Annotated in this window: 11 protein-coding genes and 1 pseudogene; 7 read left to right on the forward strand and 5 right to left on the reverse strand. The window is 61.3% G+C overall.

Annotated features, from left to right (window positions below):
• Positions 1–305 precede the first annotated feature (305 nt).
• Positions 306–3,461, reverse strand: coding sequence for a beta-mannosidase (locus FTE24_RS06900; RefSeq protein WP_150232611.1), 3,156 nt, complete (start codon positions 3,459–3,461; stop codon positions 306–308).
• Between the two features lie 219 nt (positions 3,462–3,680).
• Between FTE24_RS06900 and FTE24_RS06905 the strand changes: the two genes are divergently transcribed.
• Positions 3,681–4,553 (forward strand): ROK family protein, encoded by an 873-nt coding sequence (locus FTE24_RS06905; protein ID WP_150231838.1) that lies wholly within the window; start codon positions 3,681–3,683, stop codon positions 4,551–4,553.
• A gap of 341 nt (positions 4,554–4,894) precedes the next feature.
• On the opposite strand, the pseudogene FTE24_RS23220 reads toward FTE24_RS06905, so the two are convergent.
• From FTE24_RS23220 to FTE24_RS06920, 3 genes and pseudogenes are all read right to left on the reverse strand, one after another.
• A pseudogene (locus FTE24_RS23220) lies at positions 4,895–5,269 on the reverse strand (YkvA family protein); the annotation flags it as partial.
• Between the two features lie 211 nt (positions 5,270–5,480).
• Complete coding sequence (locus FTE24_RS06915; RefSeq protein WP_150231842.1) at positions 5,481–6,218, reverse strand: M50 family metallopeptidase; 738 nt, start codon at positions 6,216–6,218, stop codon at positions 5,481–5,483.
• A 112-nt stretch (positions 6,219–6,330) separates the two neighbouring features.
• The gene (locus FTE24_RS06920; RefSeq protein WP_150231844.1) at positions 6,331–8,475 is read right to left on the reverse strand and encodes a class I SAM-dependent methyltransferase; all 2,145 of its coding nucleotides are present in this window, start codon (positions 8,473–8,475) and stop codon (positions 6,331–6,333) included.
• A gap of 160 nt (positions 8,476–8,635) precedes the next feature.
• Here FTE24_RS06920 and FTE24_RS06925 point away from each other — a divergent pair, with 160 nt between their 5' ends.
• Both FTE24_RS06925 and FTE24_RS06930 read left to right on the forward strand, forming a co-directional pair.
• Entirely contained in the window at positions 8,636–9,226 is a 591-nt protein-coding gene (locus FTE24_RS06925) for an RNA polymerase sigma factor (protein ID WP_150231846.1), read from the forward strand.
• Positions 9,183–10,853: a DUF4179 domain-containing protein gene (locus FTE24_RS06930; RefSeq protein ID WP_150231848.1), complete on the forward strand. Its 1,671-nt coding sequence runs from the start codon at positions 9,183–9,185 to the stop codon at positions 10,851–10,853. The genes FTE24_RS06925 and FTE24_RS06930 overlap by 44 nt, the downstream gene beginning before the upstream one ends.
• Before the next feature lie 110 nt (positions 10,854–10,963).
• Here the strand turns inward: FTE24_RS06930 and FTE24_RS06935 are convergent, their stop codons facing one another.
• Positions 10,964–11,461, reverse strand: a complete 498-nt coding sequence (locus FTE24_RS06935; protein WP_150231850.1) for a hypothetical protein — start codon at positions 11,459–11,461, stop codon at positions 10,964–10,966.
• 669 nt (positions 11,462–12,130) lie between these two features.
• Between FTE24_RS06935 and FTE24_RS06940 the strand changes: the two genes are divergently transcribed.
• The 4 genes from FTE24_RS06940 (at position 12,131) to FTE24_RS06955 (ending at position 14,879) form a co-directional block, all read left to right on the forward strand.
• Positions 12,131–12,811 carry a hypothetical protein gene (locus FTE24_RS06940; RefSeq protein WP_150231852.1) on the forward strand — a complete coding sequence of 227 codons (681 nt, stop codon included), beginning with the start codon at positions 12,131–12,133 and terminating at the stop codon, positions 12,809–12,811.
• Positions 12,812–12,903: 92 nt separating this feature from the next.
• Positions 12,904–13,653, forward strand: coding sequence for a 2,3-diphosphoglycerate-dependent phosphoglycerate mutase (gpmA, locus tag FTE24_RS06945; RefSeq protein WP_150231854.1), 750 nt, complete (start codon positions 12,904–12,906; stop codon positions 13,651–13,653).
• Positions 13,654–13,761: 108 nt separating this feature from the next.
• A complete protein-coding gene (locus tag FTE24_RS06950) occupies positions 13,762–14,352 on the forward strand; it encodes a GNAT family N-acetyltransferase (protein WP_141448779.1) in 591 nt (196 codons plus the stop codon).
• 44 nt (positions 14,353–14,396) lie between these two features.
• The gene (locus FTE24_RS06955; protein WP_150231856.1) at positions 14,397–14,879 is read left to right on the forward strand and encodes a hypothetical protein; all 483 of its coding nucleotides are present in this window, start codon (positions 14,397–14,399) and stop codon (positions 14,877–14,879) included.
• The last annotated feature ends 22 nt before the right edge of the window (positions 14,880–14,901 follow it).

A 14,901-nucleotide genomic window follows, 5' to 3' on the forward strand; every position in this document is an offset into this window, starting at 1 on the left:
AAAAAGCGAAATCCGAGCAAATAGCGACATGAGGATTCGTTAGGCATCACAGCGGGCGTGGAAGTACGGCGGAATTCGAGACCCACGCTCCAATTTCCGAAAAAAACCGGACTCTCCAAATGGAGAGTCCGGTTTTTGGCTTTGTGTATGCTGGATGTTCCCGTTTGCGCAGGCAAGGACGCCTCAATCCGACTTGAGTTAGCTTGGCTGTCGTCGACCGCTTCGCTGCCCTGCCGGTTCCGGCAGACTTCGATTCGTCAGCCGCCGTATCCGCATCGGCTTTTTGCCTTGGCCGCTGCGCTCTTTTAGCGCATGGCAGCGCCGTTTAGCGCACTTACCCGCAGCCGGCTCCGCACAAATTCTTCGTCCAGCGGCGATCCGTCAAGCATGGACAGCTCCACGTCCCGGCGCTCGCCCGGCAGCAGATCGAAGAAGTTGTCGCTGAAACGTACCCGGCCGAGCGGCAGCTCCAGTTTGACCATCCGCGCAAGCGTGCCGGACGCTTCGACCGTCACGATCACGCTGCCGGCGGCCGATCCGGCCGAGGCCGGACGCCGCTGAGCCGACTCGCCGGACGCGTCCGCCGTCGCCTGCGCATCGGCCGCGCTTCCAAGAAGCGGCATGCGTCCTGCCGCTTCTTCGGCAGCATTCACCGTGCCAGCGCCGCTTCCCGGCGTCGGCTTCGATGCGTTCCCCGCTGCTTCCGCGGCGCCTTCGCTCACGGCAGCCGCCGTCACATCGGCCAGCCGTCCATCCAGCCGCCAGGCCGCCGGAAGTTCGCCGGCATTCGCGCCGGGCTCCGCCGCCTCTGCTTCGCTGCTCGCTTGGCCGCCTTGCGCCGCCTCCGCCACGCTCCACGCAAGCTTCGCCTCCCCCAGCTTCAGCTCCCGCTGGTCGCGCAGCATATACGTCTGCTCGCAGCCCCGCTCTTCGCGGCGCCAACCTTCGCCGCCCTTACCCGTCTCGGCTCCGCGCACTCCACGCGGCCCTTCCCACGCTCCGTCCGCTCCATTCCCGCGCAACTCACGCGACCCTTCTTCCGCTTCGCCGCCCTCGCCGCTCACCCGCTCCACACCGCCCGCATGCCGCAGCCGCACCAGCGTCTCTTCCGCCGAGCCGCCGTTCAGGGCCTCGGCTTCGCCGACCTCGCCGAGCAGCACCGGACCGCGGAACACGCCGTCCGAGCGGAAAACGTATTCCCCGACCCGCTCCCCGTCAAAACGCCGCACTTCCAACAACACTTCCGCTTCGACCGGCTCCGGGCCGTCGTTGACCGCCCACACCCGCAGCGGCTGACCCGGTTCGTGTTCGAGCGACAGCAGCAGCGGACGGTAGAACTGTTTGGCGTAATAATAGGAAGCTTTTGGCAGCAGCTCGTAATCGATCATCGCCCAGCTCGTGCCCGGCCAACTGTCGTTGAGCTGCCAGATCAGGCTTCCGCCGCTGCGCGGATTACGCCGGTAGTGCTCGACGCCGTAGCGCAGCCCTTCCGCCTGGGTCAGCATCGAGAAGTTCATGTATTGCTCGATATCGCGCGGAAGTCCGGTGTAGCCTTCCATCAGCAGAATGCCTTTGCGGTGATTGGTGTCCTTGTTGCGGTACGCCATCTCTTCCCCGCCCCAGACGAGGCTGCCTTCCGGCATGTTTTTCTCCAGCGTGTAGCGGTTGGCCGAAGCGTGCATGCCGAATTCGCTGCTGAACAGCGCCATATCCTGCTTGTAATTTTTGAACGTCACGCCTTCGATGCTGTAGTCCAGTGCCGGCATCTCGCCAAAAGCGCGCGGATAAACGGACCCGTGCCACACCTGCCAGTTGTGCCGGTCGCCGACGTCCGGATCGTTGTCGTCCTGATCGCCGCTGCGGCCGTAAGGCGAAGAAGGCCAGTAGGCCCGGTGCGGATCGAGCCGCTCCAGCGCTTCGGGGATCAGCTCGTGGTAGATCCGTTCGCCGTAGAAGTCACTCTTGATGTCGCCGCTCGCGCTTTTCATATCGTAGAGCCAGTCGATCTCGTTGTTGCCGCACCACAGCGCCAGCGAAGCGCGTCCGCGCAGCCGTGTGACGTTCGCTTCGACCTCGGCGCGCACATTGTCCATAAAGTCGGCGTTGAAGTCCGGGAACAGCGCATTCGCAAAAGCAAAATCCTGCCAGACCAGCACGCCGCGCCGATCGCATTCGTCGTAAAAGATTTCTTTTTCATAGATGCCGCCGCCCCAGATCCGCAGCATGTTCATGCCGGACTCCGCCGACAGCCCGATCAGTTCGCCGTAGCGCGAATCCGGAATGCTGCCGATGCTGTTGTCCGCGGGAATCCAGTTGGCCCCTCTGGCATACACAAACTTTCCGTTGAGGAAAAAGCGGAACGCCGCGCGGCCCTCTTCGTCTTCGGTCCGCAGTTCGATCGTGCGCACGCCGATGGCCTGTGTGTCGGTATGAATTCGCTCGTCTCCCGCATACAAATCCGCCGTCAGCGTATACAGATGCGGCTCGCCGAGATCGTGCGTCCACCACAATCTGGCGTCCGGCAGCACGCATTCGGCGCGAAAAGCAGCCTGACGCCGCAGCGCGGAGCGCCGGCCCGGCGTCACCGGACTCGCCGCCAAAACGCCCGGGCGCGTGCCGCTTTCCGGCCGGAAATCCGTTTCGAAGGCCGGAACGGAAGCACCGTCCGGGTCCGCGGCGCGGATCGGCTCCGCCCCGTCTTCGCTCACTTCCGTCTCGTACACGCGTCGGCCGTCTCCGTCTGCAAGGCTCAGCTTGAGCGTCAGCGGAACGTCGGGCATGCCGCGGTACGTCGTCACGTCCGCCGAGATGACGAGGTTCGCGGCGCCGTTTTCGATCGAACGCGTTTCAGCGAATACGCTTTCGATTTTCGCCAGTCGATGCCGCTTCAGCGTCACTGCGCCCCAGATCCCGACGGTGACAAGGCGCGGGCCCCAGTCCCACCCGAAATTCATCGCCGCTTTGCGCAGCCACGGACGTTCTTTCGTGTACGAAGACCAATCGAACCGCTCTTTGCCCTGATGATGCGGGCGCAGCGGATCGAACCGGACCGCGATCACGTTCCAGCCCGGCCGGATGACCCGCGTAATGTCGAACGTATGCGGCATAAGCATGTTGCGCGACGTGCCGATCTCATGTCCGTTGACGAACACCGTCGCGAACGTATCGAGTCCGTCGAAGTTCAGCTCGAACCGTTCGCCCGGTTCCCGCGTCAGCGCCCCGCCGTATTCGAACCCGCGCCGGTACCACCATTCGCGTTCTTCGATCCAGCGGCTTTTGAGATCGTTATGCCCGAAATACGGGTCTTCGATCACCTTCCGCCGGATCAGCGCGCTATGGACGTCGCCCGGCACGCTGCCGGTCATCCAGTACCGGTCGTCCAGCATCGCCGCCGCATTATCCTGCGCGGGCGTCTCGCCCGGCGCAAAATCTTTGATTCTCCAGTTTCCGCCAAGTTCCATCTTATCCGCTGCCGTCGTATCTGTACCGGGATTTGCGCCGGGACTTGCCTTGCTGTCTTTTCCGCTCATATGTGTGCTCTCCTTTCAAGATAACGCTTCCAGCATTCTTCAATAAAATAGCATAATGCGGGAAACGGGTACAGGTATAATAGAAAAAGGATCGACCGCAAGGACCAGGACAGGCCGACACACCCAAACCATTTTCGGGAGGACACCATCATGATCATCGGAGCAATCGAAGCGGGCGGAACAAAATTCGTCTGCGGGATCGGCAATGAACACGGAGAGATTCTGGACCGCGTCAGCTTTCCGACGGAACGGCCGGAAGAGACGACGGCGCGCGCGGCCGCTTATTTTGAAGACAAAAACATCGAAGCGCTGGGCGTCGGCTCGTTCGGCCCGCTCGACCTCGATCCGGGGAGCGGCACCTACGGCCACGTGACGACGACGCCCAAGCCCGGTTGGGCGAATTACGACCTGCTCGGGCATTTGAAAAAGAAGCTGAACGTCCCGGCCGGATTCGATACCGACGTCAACGCGGCCGCTTTCGGCGAAGCGCGCTGGGGAGCGGCCCGCGGCCTCGACAGCTGCGTCTATTACACGGTCGGCACCGGAATCGGCGTCGGCGTGTACGTCGGCGGCAATCGGGTGCACGGACTCGTGCATCCCGAAGGCGGCCACGTCCCGATGCGCCGGCATCCGGGCGACGACTTCGCGGGCGCCTGCCCGTATCACGGCGACTGCCTGGAAGGCATGGCCGCCGGCCCCGCGCTTGAGAAGCGCTGGGGGCAAGGCGGCGACAGCCTGCCGGAAGACCATCCGGCCTGGGAGATCGAAGCGCATTATCTGGCCGAAGCGGTGACCGGCGCGATCCTGCTGCTCTCGCCGAAGAAAGTCATTCTCGGCGGAGGCGTCATGCACCAGAGCCAGCTGTTCCCGCTGATCCGGTCCAAAGTCGCGCGGAACCTGAACGGCTACGTCGCTTCGTCCGTGCTGGACGATCTCGACGCCTATATCGTTCCGCCGGGTCTCGGCGACAATGCCGGCCTCGCCGGCTCGCTTGCGCTGGGCATCGAAGCGGCGCAGGGCTGAGCGCCGCGGCTCGCGCCGCCGGACGGCAGCCGCCCTACGCGCACCGGCTTGATTGCCTTTTCGTCAACCTACCGCCCGATTCGCGCACAAAACCGAACTTACGTATCCCAAAAAGCAGCGTAGCCGCCGTCAAGACCCTCAATCGGGCCCAAACGAGCTTCTACGCTGCTTTTTATGCAATCTGCTTTTCTTTTTCGGACAAATCCGGCTTCTACGCGGCCTTTTCGGACATGTAGCCCCTGTCCGGTTACGGCGGCGAATTACCGCTTCGGCCGGTCTTTGCCTGCGGCGTCCGCTGCGTCGGCGTCCGCCGCGAGCGCTTCGCGGTCGACCGACAGCGGCTCAAGCTTCGCTTCCACTTCGCCCAGATCGAGCGTCGCGCTCTCGCCGAACCAGGATACGAGCTTCGCCCGCGCTTTGCCGCGCGTCTCGTCGTTAATCAGTTTGGCGACGACGGCAACGGCCGCGATCAGCGTGCCGAAATCGTCCGTAAAGCCCACGACCGGAATAAAGTCCGGGATAAGATCGATCGGCGCGATAAAGTACGCCAGCGCCCCGATAATGACCGATTTCGCCCACGGCGGCACATCCGCGTCTTTGAGCGTGTAGAACAGCAGCAGCGCCGCGTATACGACTTTGACGCCCGCTTTTTTGCCGACCGTCTTGACTTTGTCCCAGAACGAGTCGTCCGAATACTGCTTGCCGTAGCCTTCGATCCGCTTGTTCAGTTCCGCTTCGCCGATCGGCTGCGCAGCCGCCGTATCCGCTTCCGCGTCCGCTTTGGATGCCGGATCGCCGCTGCCCACGCCTACTCCGAACTTGTCGCGCCCGTAATCGGCCGCGCGTTCGCGCCAGCTTTTTTTGTCCGCCATTTTCGTCGTCCTCCTTATTTTGCGCTTCAACATTTCAAATTCTCAAGCCAAATTCTCAAGCCCGGAACTTCGCTTTCGATTTGCGCGCCCCGATGCCGGTTCCGCTGCCCGAACCCCGGCTGGCCGAACGTCCTTCGCGGCTTTTGGTGAACAGCCGGATCGACCAGTTGGCGCACAGCAGCGAGAACGCCACGAACAGAATCGACCAGCCGATCGCCGGCACGAACGTATCCTGCGCCAGCAGAGCCGCATCTCCCGCGGCACGCGGAGACGTCACCGACAGCCAAGCCAGATAAAGCGAGCTGAAGATCGACTCTTCCAGCGTCAGGAAGCACAGCAGCACGTAATAGAAATTGCGCGCCGGTTCCCATACGAAGTACATAAGCGCGTTCAGCGCGATGAATCCGATCAGCCAGATGACGCCGAATCCGTCGTGCACGTACAGGATCAGCATGATCAGCGCGACCGCCGTCATGAGAATCAAGCCCTGCTTCTGCTGGCGCTTGTAATAGCCGTAGAACAGCAGCACCGCGAACAGCGAAGCGGACAGGTAGCCGGCCAGCGAGACGAGAATGGAACTCCAGGTCGAGTACGTCGTCACATACGTCGCTCCGCTGTGGTTGGCGTTCAGGTCGATGCCCGCGACGCGTCCCGACGTGGCAAGCGCCACGACCGCGTGCCCGAACTCGTGGATCATCGTATTGAGATTGCGAAACAGCGAAGAAAAAGGTATCAGCCGGGTCAGTACCGCCGCAATCACGAGGTACAGCACCGTTTTTGCCCATTTAGGCATGATCAAACCTCCTTGAACGGATCGCGATCCTTGGCGGATGCGCCGCATTCTTTTCAGGCTTTATCCGAAGTATGCTTCCGGGCTTTCATGTACATTCCGGGCGCTCCCTACCTTACGCCTGGGGCGTCTTCGGGGTTTCGCCCGCTTTTTCGATCACGATCAGGCAGGTGCTGTTCGGCAGCGGCACTTCGCTTCCGTCCTCGTCCGTGACCGTCACTTTGTCTTGCAGCGCAAGCGTATAGCCTTCCTGCAAAAAATACCGACTGAACACGATCGTCGCCGCGTCCCCGAACAGATCGCGAATGCACGCTTCGTACTGGGACGGCGTCATGTACCCGAACTGCTCCTGTACTTCGTGCACGTACGCTTCTTCGCCCCACGTGTACGTGTACAGAAATTCCATCGCGTCGTTGACCGGCATGCGCGCTTCGTGCGGGCCGAGCCGTTCGAACGAAATACGGCGTCCGGCAAAATCGGCCGCGTAACGTTCGAGCCGCTCCATCGCGCCGGGATCGCGGAACGACAGCCGCAGAGTCCGCTCCGCCGGTTCGGTCATGATGCCGTCCCGGATCAGGATGCGCCCGCCCGCGGGAATGAGTTCGAACGCGCTTCGCAGCGCCGCCCGGACCGTATCGAGATTGAACTTTTGTCCGCCGAACGGCACATAGGAATACAATTCGTGCAAAATGGAAGAAAAGACGACCGTATCGATACTGCCCGGCTCGATCGTCTGCGTCAGGTTGAGCGCGTCGCCTTTGCGTACCTGCCAGCTTCGGCCTTCCAGCCGTCGGCGGCGCTCCAGCGCTTCGACCACGTTTTCGCTGATATCGATCCCGATCACTTCTTTTTCCGGCAGCTCCCGTTCGATCAGGTCCAGCAGCACGCCGCCGCCCGGCCCGATATCGAGCACGCGCGAACCGGCAATGTACGACAGCAGAACTTTTTTGTCGTCCGCCGAACCGTTCATCGTTTCCAGATATTCGTCTTCATTGTGAAAACGGTCGTACGCGTCGCGCCGCAGCCCGAACAGGTCCATCAGCATGAGCACGGCCCGTTCGTACAGCGGCGATTTCTCGGCTTCGACGCAGAAATCGATCAGCTTTTCCGCGGCCGGCGAGAAAGCGAAGCCGAAGAAGCATGTATCCGGGTTGCCGTTCACGCGGCTCGTGCGGTGATGCAGATGCGGACTGTCGGCATGCCGCCCCCCGCCGAGCACCGCCGCCCAGTCCAGTTCGCGCAAATATTTTTCGATGATCCGCTTTTTGTACAGATTGATTTTCTTGACGCCTTTGTGGTCGTAATACAGCCCGTGCATCAGGCGTTCGAAGCTGATATGCCGCGCTTCCGGACGTTCTTCGGCTCCGCGCAGCGCAAGCTGCATCATCTTGACGAACTCTTCGAGCGAAAATTCGCCGAGGGCCGCCTCCACGTACCACAGCGTTTTGTCTCCGAGCCTCGCGAAGCTCTCTTCCAGACCGCCCGCGGCGCCGGACGCCCGCAGCTCTTCGTCGATCCGCGCAAGTTCGCCGTCGAAGTCTTCGCCCCGCCGGATCGCGTCCGCCCGCAGCCGGCGCAGCCGCCGCGCAAGCCCGTCTCCGGCCGGCACGGTGCCGAGCGAGACGTGCAGTACGCACTCTTCCAGATCGTCCGCGACGCTCTGCCACAGCTCCTCGGACACGGCCCCGATCACGCAGCGGTTCAACGCCATCAGCAGCCGGGCCAGTTCGGTCTCGCTCAGCAGTCCTTCGTCGACCGGGCCGCGCAGCGGCAGGTTCGCCGAGAACGGCACTTCGCCGCGCAGGTACTGCCCGAGCAGCCCGTGCGTGCGGATCAGCAGCGCGGTCAGCCGCTCCCGGTCGCCGATGCCTCCCGGGGATTTGGCCAGATAAAGGTCCGCCGATCCTTCGTTATGTACGAACACGTTAATGCCCTGCCGCTGCCAGCCGATCCGGTCGATCCGCGTGCCGCCTTTGGCCGTCTCGCTCCAGGCGAGCACTTCTTCCAGCAGTTCCTTGATCCAAAAAGACAGCCGTTCGCCGCCCAACAGGTCCAGGCTGCGCTCCACGTAAGCCAGTACCGGGTTCAGCCGCTCCATCTCGCGGATCGAGCCGATCCGTTCGTAATTGACGATATATTCTTCCGCCGAAGACAAAATTTGCAGCCAGGCCGGCATGCCGCCTTCGTCCGGACCCGCAGGTCCGGCTCCTTCTTCCTGCTCCGCCATATGGGCACGGATATGTTCCAGGGCGCTTCGCATCTACTTCACTCCTTCAGGTCGGTCTCGCTTTGCGATGCCCGGCAAATAATCCTCTATACTATATACCAAAACGGCCGGCAAAAAAATTCCGCCTCCGGTGAGAGAAGTTCGGGGGAAGCGGAGTCTTATCGGTATATCGATCCAAAAAGGAGGCGCGCATATGGAAGTGCCGGACGACCGGACGCTGGTCGGCGAAGTGCTCGCAGGCGACAAACAAGCCTACGCGGGCATCGTCGACCGATACAAAAACAAAATGTACGGACTTTTTCGCAAAATGGGCCTGTCGGAAGCGGATGCCCAGGATCTGACGCAGGAAACGCTGTTCAAAGCGTACCGCAAACTGGCTTCGCACCGGCCGGAACAAAGTTTCTCCGGCTGGCTGCACGCGATCGCGCTCAATCTGTACCGCGATCGGGGCCGGCGCAAAGTGCCGGTACCGCAGGCCGAAGCCGATCTGCAGGCCGCGGCGGACAGCGGCACGCCGGAAGGCCAGGCGCTGCGGCGCGAACTGCGCACCGAACTCGACCGGCTGCTCGATACGCTGCCGGAACATTACCGGCTGGCGATGGTGCTGCGTTACGTCGGCCAGCTCAGCCACGAAGAGATTGCCGACCTGACCGGCATGACGGCCCCGCAGGTCAACAACGCGCTGCACCGGGCGAAGCGGAGTCTACGCCAAAAAATGACGTCAAAGGAGGAGAACCCCTATGAATTTTCGGCTGCGTACCGGAGCGGGAAAAACCGCTCATAACCCCAAAGACAGGTTCGGGCAAGGCGGACAAGGCGAGCACGGCCGTGCTCAGCAGAGCCGGGAGAACCGCGGACCCGGCGGCTCCCCGCCGCATACGCCCAAGCGGGGTACCGAGACGGCGGAAGACGCCCGCTGGACCGAGCGTTTGTCCGAAGAGACGCTGCCGGAAGATTTCACCGACCGGTTCATGGCGGAACTCGGCGGGATCGAGATCGAAGCGCCGGAACCGCCAAGCGCAGCCGCGGAACCGCAAGACGACAAGCGTCGGTCTTCGGCGGCTTCGCCGCGAAGCCGGCGGAAGCGGAGCTGGATCGCCGCGGCGCTTGCGATCCTGCTGGTCGGCGGAGCGCTGCTCTATGCGCAGCCGACGATCGCGGACCGGGTCCGCTCGCTGTTCGCGACGGACCTGCTGCTGGCTCCCGACCAGGGCATGAAAGCCGTCCGGGCAGCGGGGAAAGTGCTGGACCCGCAGATCCGGGTCGAAGATCAGGGCTTCACGATCGCCGTCAACGAGCTGATCGCCGATGCCAACCGGATCGTTGTCGGACTCACGATTACCGACAAGAACGGCGATCCGTTCAACGGCGCCGTCCACCCCCGGTTCCGGATTACGGACGGCAATTACGCGGAGATCGCCACGTGGAGCGGCGAGATCATCGAAGGCAGCACCAGCAAATACAATTTGCATTTTACGCGTCCGGTTCTGACCGACAAGATGCAGATCGAAGCCGAGATCGACCAACTGGAAAAATGGGTCGATTACAAGCCCAAGCGGCAAGCTTCCGGCAACTGGAATTTTTCGATCGACGTCGATTTGAGCGACGCGACCGCCCATACGATCCAGACCCCGCTTCCCGAAAGTTACACGACGCCTCAGGGCGTAGTCATTCAGATGCGCGGAGCGACGCGTACGCCGAGCGGAGGCTCGCTGGAATACGAGACGTCGCTGAACGCCGAAGCCGCCGCCAAAGCGGCCGGCGGCACTGCCGCTTATCACAAGCTCGACTACCATCTGGAGGACGAGAACGGCGACACGATTCAGGGCAGCGATACCAAAGACGAGCCGGACAAACCGTTCGACCTCGACCGCTGGACCCTTCATGCCCGCTGGTTCCAGGTGCTGGACAATCTCGACTATGACCGGCAAAAGATCAAATTCGTTCTGGACAGCTACGTCATTCGGGAAAAATCCGACGCCGCGGTCACTTTCGATCCGGCTGCCCTCTCTCCCGAGCAGCCGGCCAAGTTCGAAGATTCGGGCGACAAGCTTGTGTTGACGGGAGCGCGAATCATGCCCAATCCGACTCTGCCCATCGCGCACAAAAAAGAAGTGGATGCTTCGGAAATGGCTTTGGTGATCGGGGTAACCGGCACGTCCAACAACTTCTTCGGCCTGAACGATTGGGTCGCGGAAGACGAGACCGGCAAACGTTACGAAACGAAGTATTCCGGCGCTCTTGGCATCGGCAAAGACCAACCGCTCGACGGGGAATTCGTCGTAAGCGGCTTGGCCGAAGCGCCCCGCGCCTTGACACTCCGGCGCGTAATGGTCAACCATACGTACCGGGACGCGGATTGGTCGTTCGTGCTTCCGCAGACGGGCGTACCCGCGGTATCTTCGCAATAAACGATGACTCAGCCCTATACCCAAAAGATGCGATACGGCTCGGCGCCGTATCGCATCTTTGAGTCGAATCCGCTTGTTTGCGTATCCTTATCCTTGCAGTATCTATCCGTTTATTCGTCCGCTTCCAGCTCTTTGCGGCGCGTCTCCTGGATCTCCACGTAATCCTGCATCGCGCGCAGGCCGTCGACCGGGATAAACCAGCCCTGCTCGCCTTCGTTGAAGCGCGCGCCGTACAGACCCGACCGGCCGATCTCTTCCAGCCAGCTGATCATGGCATCCACCTTCATCTTGGCGATCAGCACGTTGCCGCCCGGCGTCACCAGATTGTTGTTGCGGCCGAATACCTGCGCGTGCATCGGATCGGTAAACAAAAACGCCCAGCCGTGCCCGTCCATATTGCCGAAAAAAGGCTCCGGCTGCTGCGGATCGTCGCTCGGCTTCATCAGGATCAGCCAGCTGTCCAACTTGAACGCTTCTGTCCAGATCAGCGTCTGCCCTTCCGCGAACTGCATCTCTCTCGCCTGTTCCACCGTTACGTCAAAATGCGCGGCCAGATCGGCGGCTTCGCGCACCTGCTGCTGTCGTTGTCGGTCCTGCTCTTCTGTCATATTCATACGCTCCTCTCGGTTGTCGCCCGGCACTTCATTCCTGTTCGGGGGTGCCTAGCCTCGGGTATATCCAACGCTCTTGTTTATTGTACCCAATCGGACGAGGATTGCGAAGGTCGTTTCCGACAGAACGGCTTTGAATCTTGCGCCCACCTGCGTCTCGTCGGGCATGCGTACTGTGAACGTTCGCCAAGGTCCAAAGTTTGAGCTTTATGAAAAAGAGTCTTCTTCGCCTCGTTATAGAGCGTTTTTTTGGAAAAAAATCGAACGGTTGTCCCCGTGCAAGAATGATAAAAGGCACAAGCGGATAATCCTTTAGCCGGCTCCGCTTTTTCCGTTGGACCAAAGCGGGTTCAATCAAGAAAATATGACTGGTTTTTTTTGCTATAGACTACTGGTTTTTTCTTATGACTTTCGCTTTCCTTCTATATAGAAGCTCACGCAGCGTCCAGCCGCCGAGCCGAAAATCGTCCCTGCCGCGCGCGGCTTCGGACGGCAAGTTTGCATCCGGGGCTCTTTTTGGGTAACAATACGTAGTAAGTCCTGTATGCAAGGGGATGTTCCCGCAAGCTTGGACCTACCGGCTGCGCCTGATATTTGGGCGGCAGCCGCCGGCCTTGTAACTTTTGATACGCTTCGGCGTATAACCATTTGGAGGTGTGTGACTGAATGAACAAGATGAAAGCTTTATCGAGCCTGGCCCTGACCCTGATGCTTACCGGCGTTCTGGCCGCATGCGGCGACAACGAAGCGAATTCGCCGGCACCGGCTTCGCAATCGGACGAGACGCTGCCGGCCGAACAAACCAAGACCAAAGAAGACAACTCGAACCATCCGACGAACGAGACGGATATCGACATCGAGGAAGACGCGCCGGCAGCAGGCACGACGGACAGCGGCGACACGCCGGAGAGCAAAGACTCCCAGGCGCTGCCGGACGCCAAAGATTCGAGCATCACGATCGACAAGGGCGCGACGACGAACGAAGACAAGACGCCGACTCCGGTGCCTAGCGACGACGAGAAGGACAGCCCCGCAGCCGACAAGTCGACCGACGGAGCGGCCGCGACTCCGTCCACAGACACCAAGACCAAGCCTGCCGAGACGGCGCCTGCCGAGACGGCTGCGGCCGCTCAGAGCGCGCAGGGCGAATACGTGGGTCTGGCCGACGGACACACAGCCGAGATCGAAGTGAACGGCGAAGCGGTAGCCTACCAGCTGTCCGACGAAGCCCAAGCGCAGATCGGCAAGATTCCGGCGGATGCCAAAGTCACGTTCACGTATACGGAGAAAGCGTTTGACGCCGATACGAAAGTGCTGACGATTACCGATATTCAAGCGGCCCAGTAATGCACTTCAAGCCTTCCCTCCCGTTTCGGCGGGGCAGGAAGGCTTTTTTCACGTTTTCAAGATGAGAGATTTTGCCAAAAGGAGATGCCGCCATGTATCGGATTGTCATGATCAGACACGGACAAAGCGAATGGAATCAAAAGAACCTGTTTACCGGCTGGACGGACGTCGACCTGACGGAGCAGGGCATCGAAGAAGCCAAAGACGCGGGACGCATCCTGCGCGAATCGGAGTATACGTTCGACGCCGCTTTCGCTTCGGTGCTTCAGCGCTCGATCAAGACGCTGCATTACGCGCTGGACGAACTGGGCCTGCTGTGGATTCCGGAAGAAAAATCGTGGAAGCTGAACGAGCGCCATTACGGCGCGCTGCAGGGACTCAGCAAGCCGGAGACGACCGAGAAATACGGCGAAGAGCAGGTCCATCTGTGGCGGCGCAGCCTGTCGGTCCGCCCGCCGATGCTCGAACCGGGCGACAACCGGCTTCCCGAACAGGATATCCGCTACGCGGCGGTCGATCCGAACGTGCTGCCGGCCGGCGAAAGCCTGCAGGATACGGTCGACCGGGTCGGCGAATATTGGGAAGAGCGTATCGTCCCGCTGATCCGGCAAAAAGAACGCATTCTGATCGCCGCCCACGGCAACACGATCCGGGCGCTGATCAAGTTCATGGAAGACCTCGAAGAACACGAGCTGCTGGATCTCAACATTCCGACGGGCGTGCCGCTCGTCTACGAACTCGACGACGACGTGAAGCCGATCCGCCGCTTCTATCTCGGCCATCCCGACCACGTCGAGAAGAAAAAGCGCCAGGCGGCCGATCCGAACCACGACCCGGATTGACCCGGATTGCGGGCAGAGACGACCGCCGGCCCGATCCGGTCCGATCCAGAGTGACAGACCGAACCTATACCGACCCAACCTATCCGATTCCGAAAGGGGAATTCCCATATGACCCATCCCGCCAAGTTCCGTATCCGGCCCGCCGAGCCGGGCGACGCGGAAGCCGTCTCGCGGCTGATGTACGAAGCGATCGGCGATATCGCGCATACGATCTCGGGCACGACCGACCTGCCGTCGACGCTTGAGACGCTGTCGGAGCTGTTCCGGCTGCCGGACTGCCGGCTGAGCTTCGGGCACACGCTCGTCGGCGAGGACGAACGCGGCCGCATTGCCGGCTTCGCGCTGAGCTATCCGGGCGCCGAGGCAGAGGCGCTGGACGCGCCGCTGCTGCGGCGCCTGCAGGAGCAAAGCCTGCCGGTGGACGGGCTTCTGCCGGAAGCCCGTCCGGGCGAATACTATCTGGATTCGCTGGCGGTGGACGGGGCCTACCGCGGGTCCGGCCTCGGGACCGCGCTGATCGAAGCGTTCGAGCGCCGGGCGGCCGGGCTGGGCGAGCGGCAGGCGATGCTGCTCGTAGAGCGCGCGAACGTCAAAGCCCGCGCGCTCTACGAGCGCCTGGGCTACCGCGAAGACGGCTCCGTCGAACTGAGCGGGCATGCCTACGACCGGATGATCAAACCGGTCGGGGCGGGGTCCTGAGCCGCGTCAAGCCGGACGCGAGCGCAGTTTGATGGAAGCGCAGTTTGACGCGGCTTCAAGCACGGGAAGCGCTGACTGCATTTTTGCGTCATTCGCACGTTTCGCATCCGGTTCGCCAGGTTCGTGTACTGCGGCCCGAACGTCCGCTTCGGCAGGCGTTCGGGCTGTTCGGCGCGCAAAAGCGGCTATCCCCATTATCCCCGCCGTCCACAGCCTGCGTGGTTCGGATATCCCCGGTATCCACAGTGTCCACAGCCGTCGAAACGATTCTTCCGGCTGCGTCTTCTACATCCTTTTCCCGCACATCTAACTTTTTTTCACTTGTGCATTTTAATTTCTTTTGCACTTTTTTGCACTTCTTCGCTTCTTTTGATTCGGTGCTCTACCCGCTTTCCGCACCGCTGCGCCATTGTCCAAAAACTGCTTCTGCTTTTGCGTTCGTCAATCCCCGTATGTGGAGCGCCGTGCCGGAAAACCGCCCTTTTCCCTTCGATTGCTCGCTTTTTCGCGTCCGCAGTCAATTTTGACCGTTTTATTTTATAGAATTTC

The sequence above is a fragment of the Saccharibacillus sp. WB 17 genome (genome assembly GCF_008634075.2).
In the GTDB taxonomy this organism is placed as follows: Bacteria; Bacillota; Bacilli; order Paenibacillales; family Paenibacillaceae; genus Saccharibacillus; species Saccharibacillus brassicae.

Coding starts and splice junctions, on each gene's coding strand:
- FTE24_RS06900 (WP_150232611.1), bottom strand. CDS start 3,461: ATGGAACTTGGCGGAAACTGGAGAATCAAAGATTTTGCGCCGGGCGAG.
- FTE24_RS06905 (WP_150231838.1), top strand. CDS start 3,681: ATGATCATCGGAGCAATCGAAGCGGGCGGAACAAAATTCGTCTGCGGG.
- FTE24_RS06915 (WP_150231842.1), bottom strand. CDS start 6,218: ATGCCTAAATGGGCAAAAACGGTGCTGTACCTCGTGATTGCGGCGGTA.
- FTE24_RS06920 (WP_150231844.1), bottom strand. CDS start 8,475: ATGCGAAGCGCCCTGGAACATATCCGTGCCCATATGGCGGAGCAGGAA.
- FTE24_RS06925 (WP_150231846.1), top strand. CDS start 8,636: ATGGAAGTGCCGGACGACCGGACGCTGGTCGGCGAAGTGCTCGCAGGC.
- FTE24_RS06930 (WP_150231848.1), top strand. CDS start 9,183: ATGAATTTTCGGCTGCGTACCGGAGCGGGAAAAACCGCTCATAACCCC.
- FTE24_RS06935 (WP_150231850.1), bottom strand. CDS start 11,461: ATGACAGAAGAGCAGGACCGACAACGACAGCAGCAGGTGCGCGAAGCC.
- FTE24_RS06940 (WP_150231852.1), top strand. CDS start 12,131: ATGAACAAGATGAAAGCTTTATCGAGCCTGGCCCTGACCCTGATGCTT.
- gpmA (WP_150231854.1), top strand. CDS start 12,904: ATGTATCGGATTGTCATGATCAGACACGGACAAAGCGAATGGAATCAA.
- FTE24_RS06950 (WP_141448779.1), top strand. CDS start 13,762: ATGACCCATCCCGCCAAGTTCCGTATCCGGCCCGCCGAGCCGGGCGAC.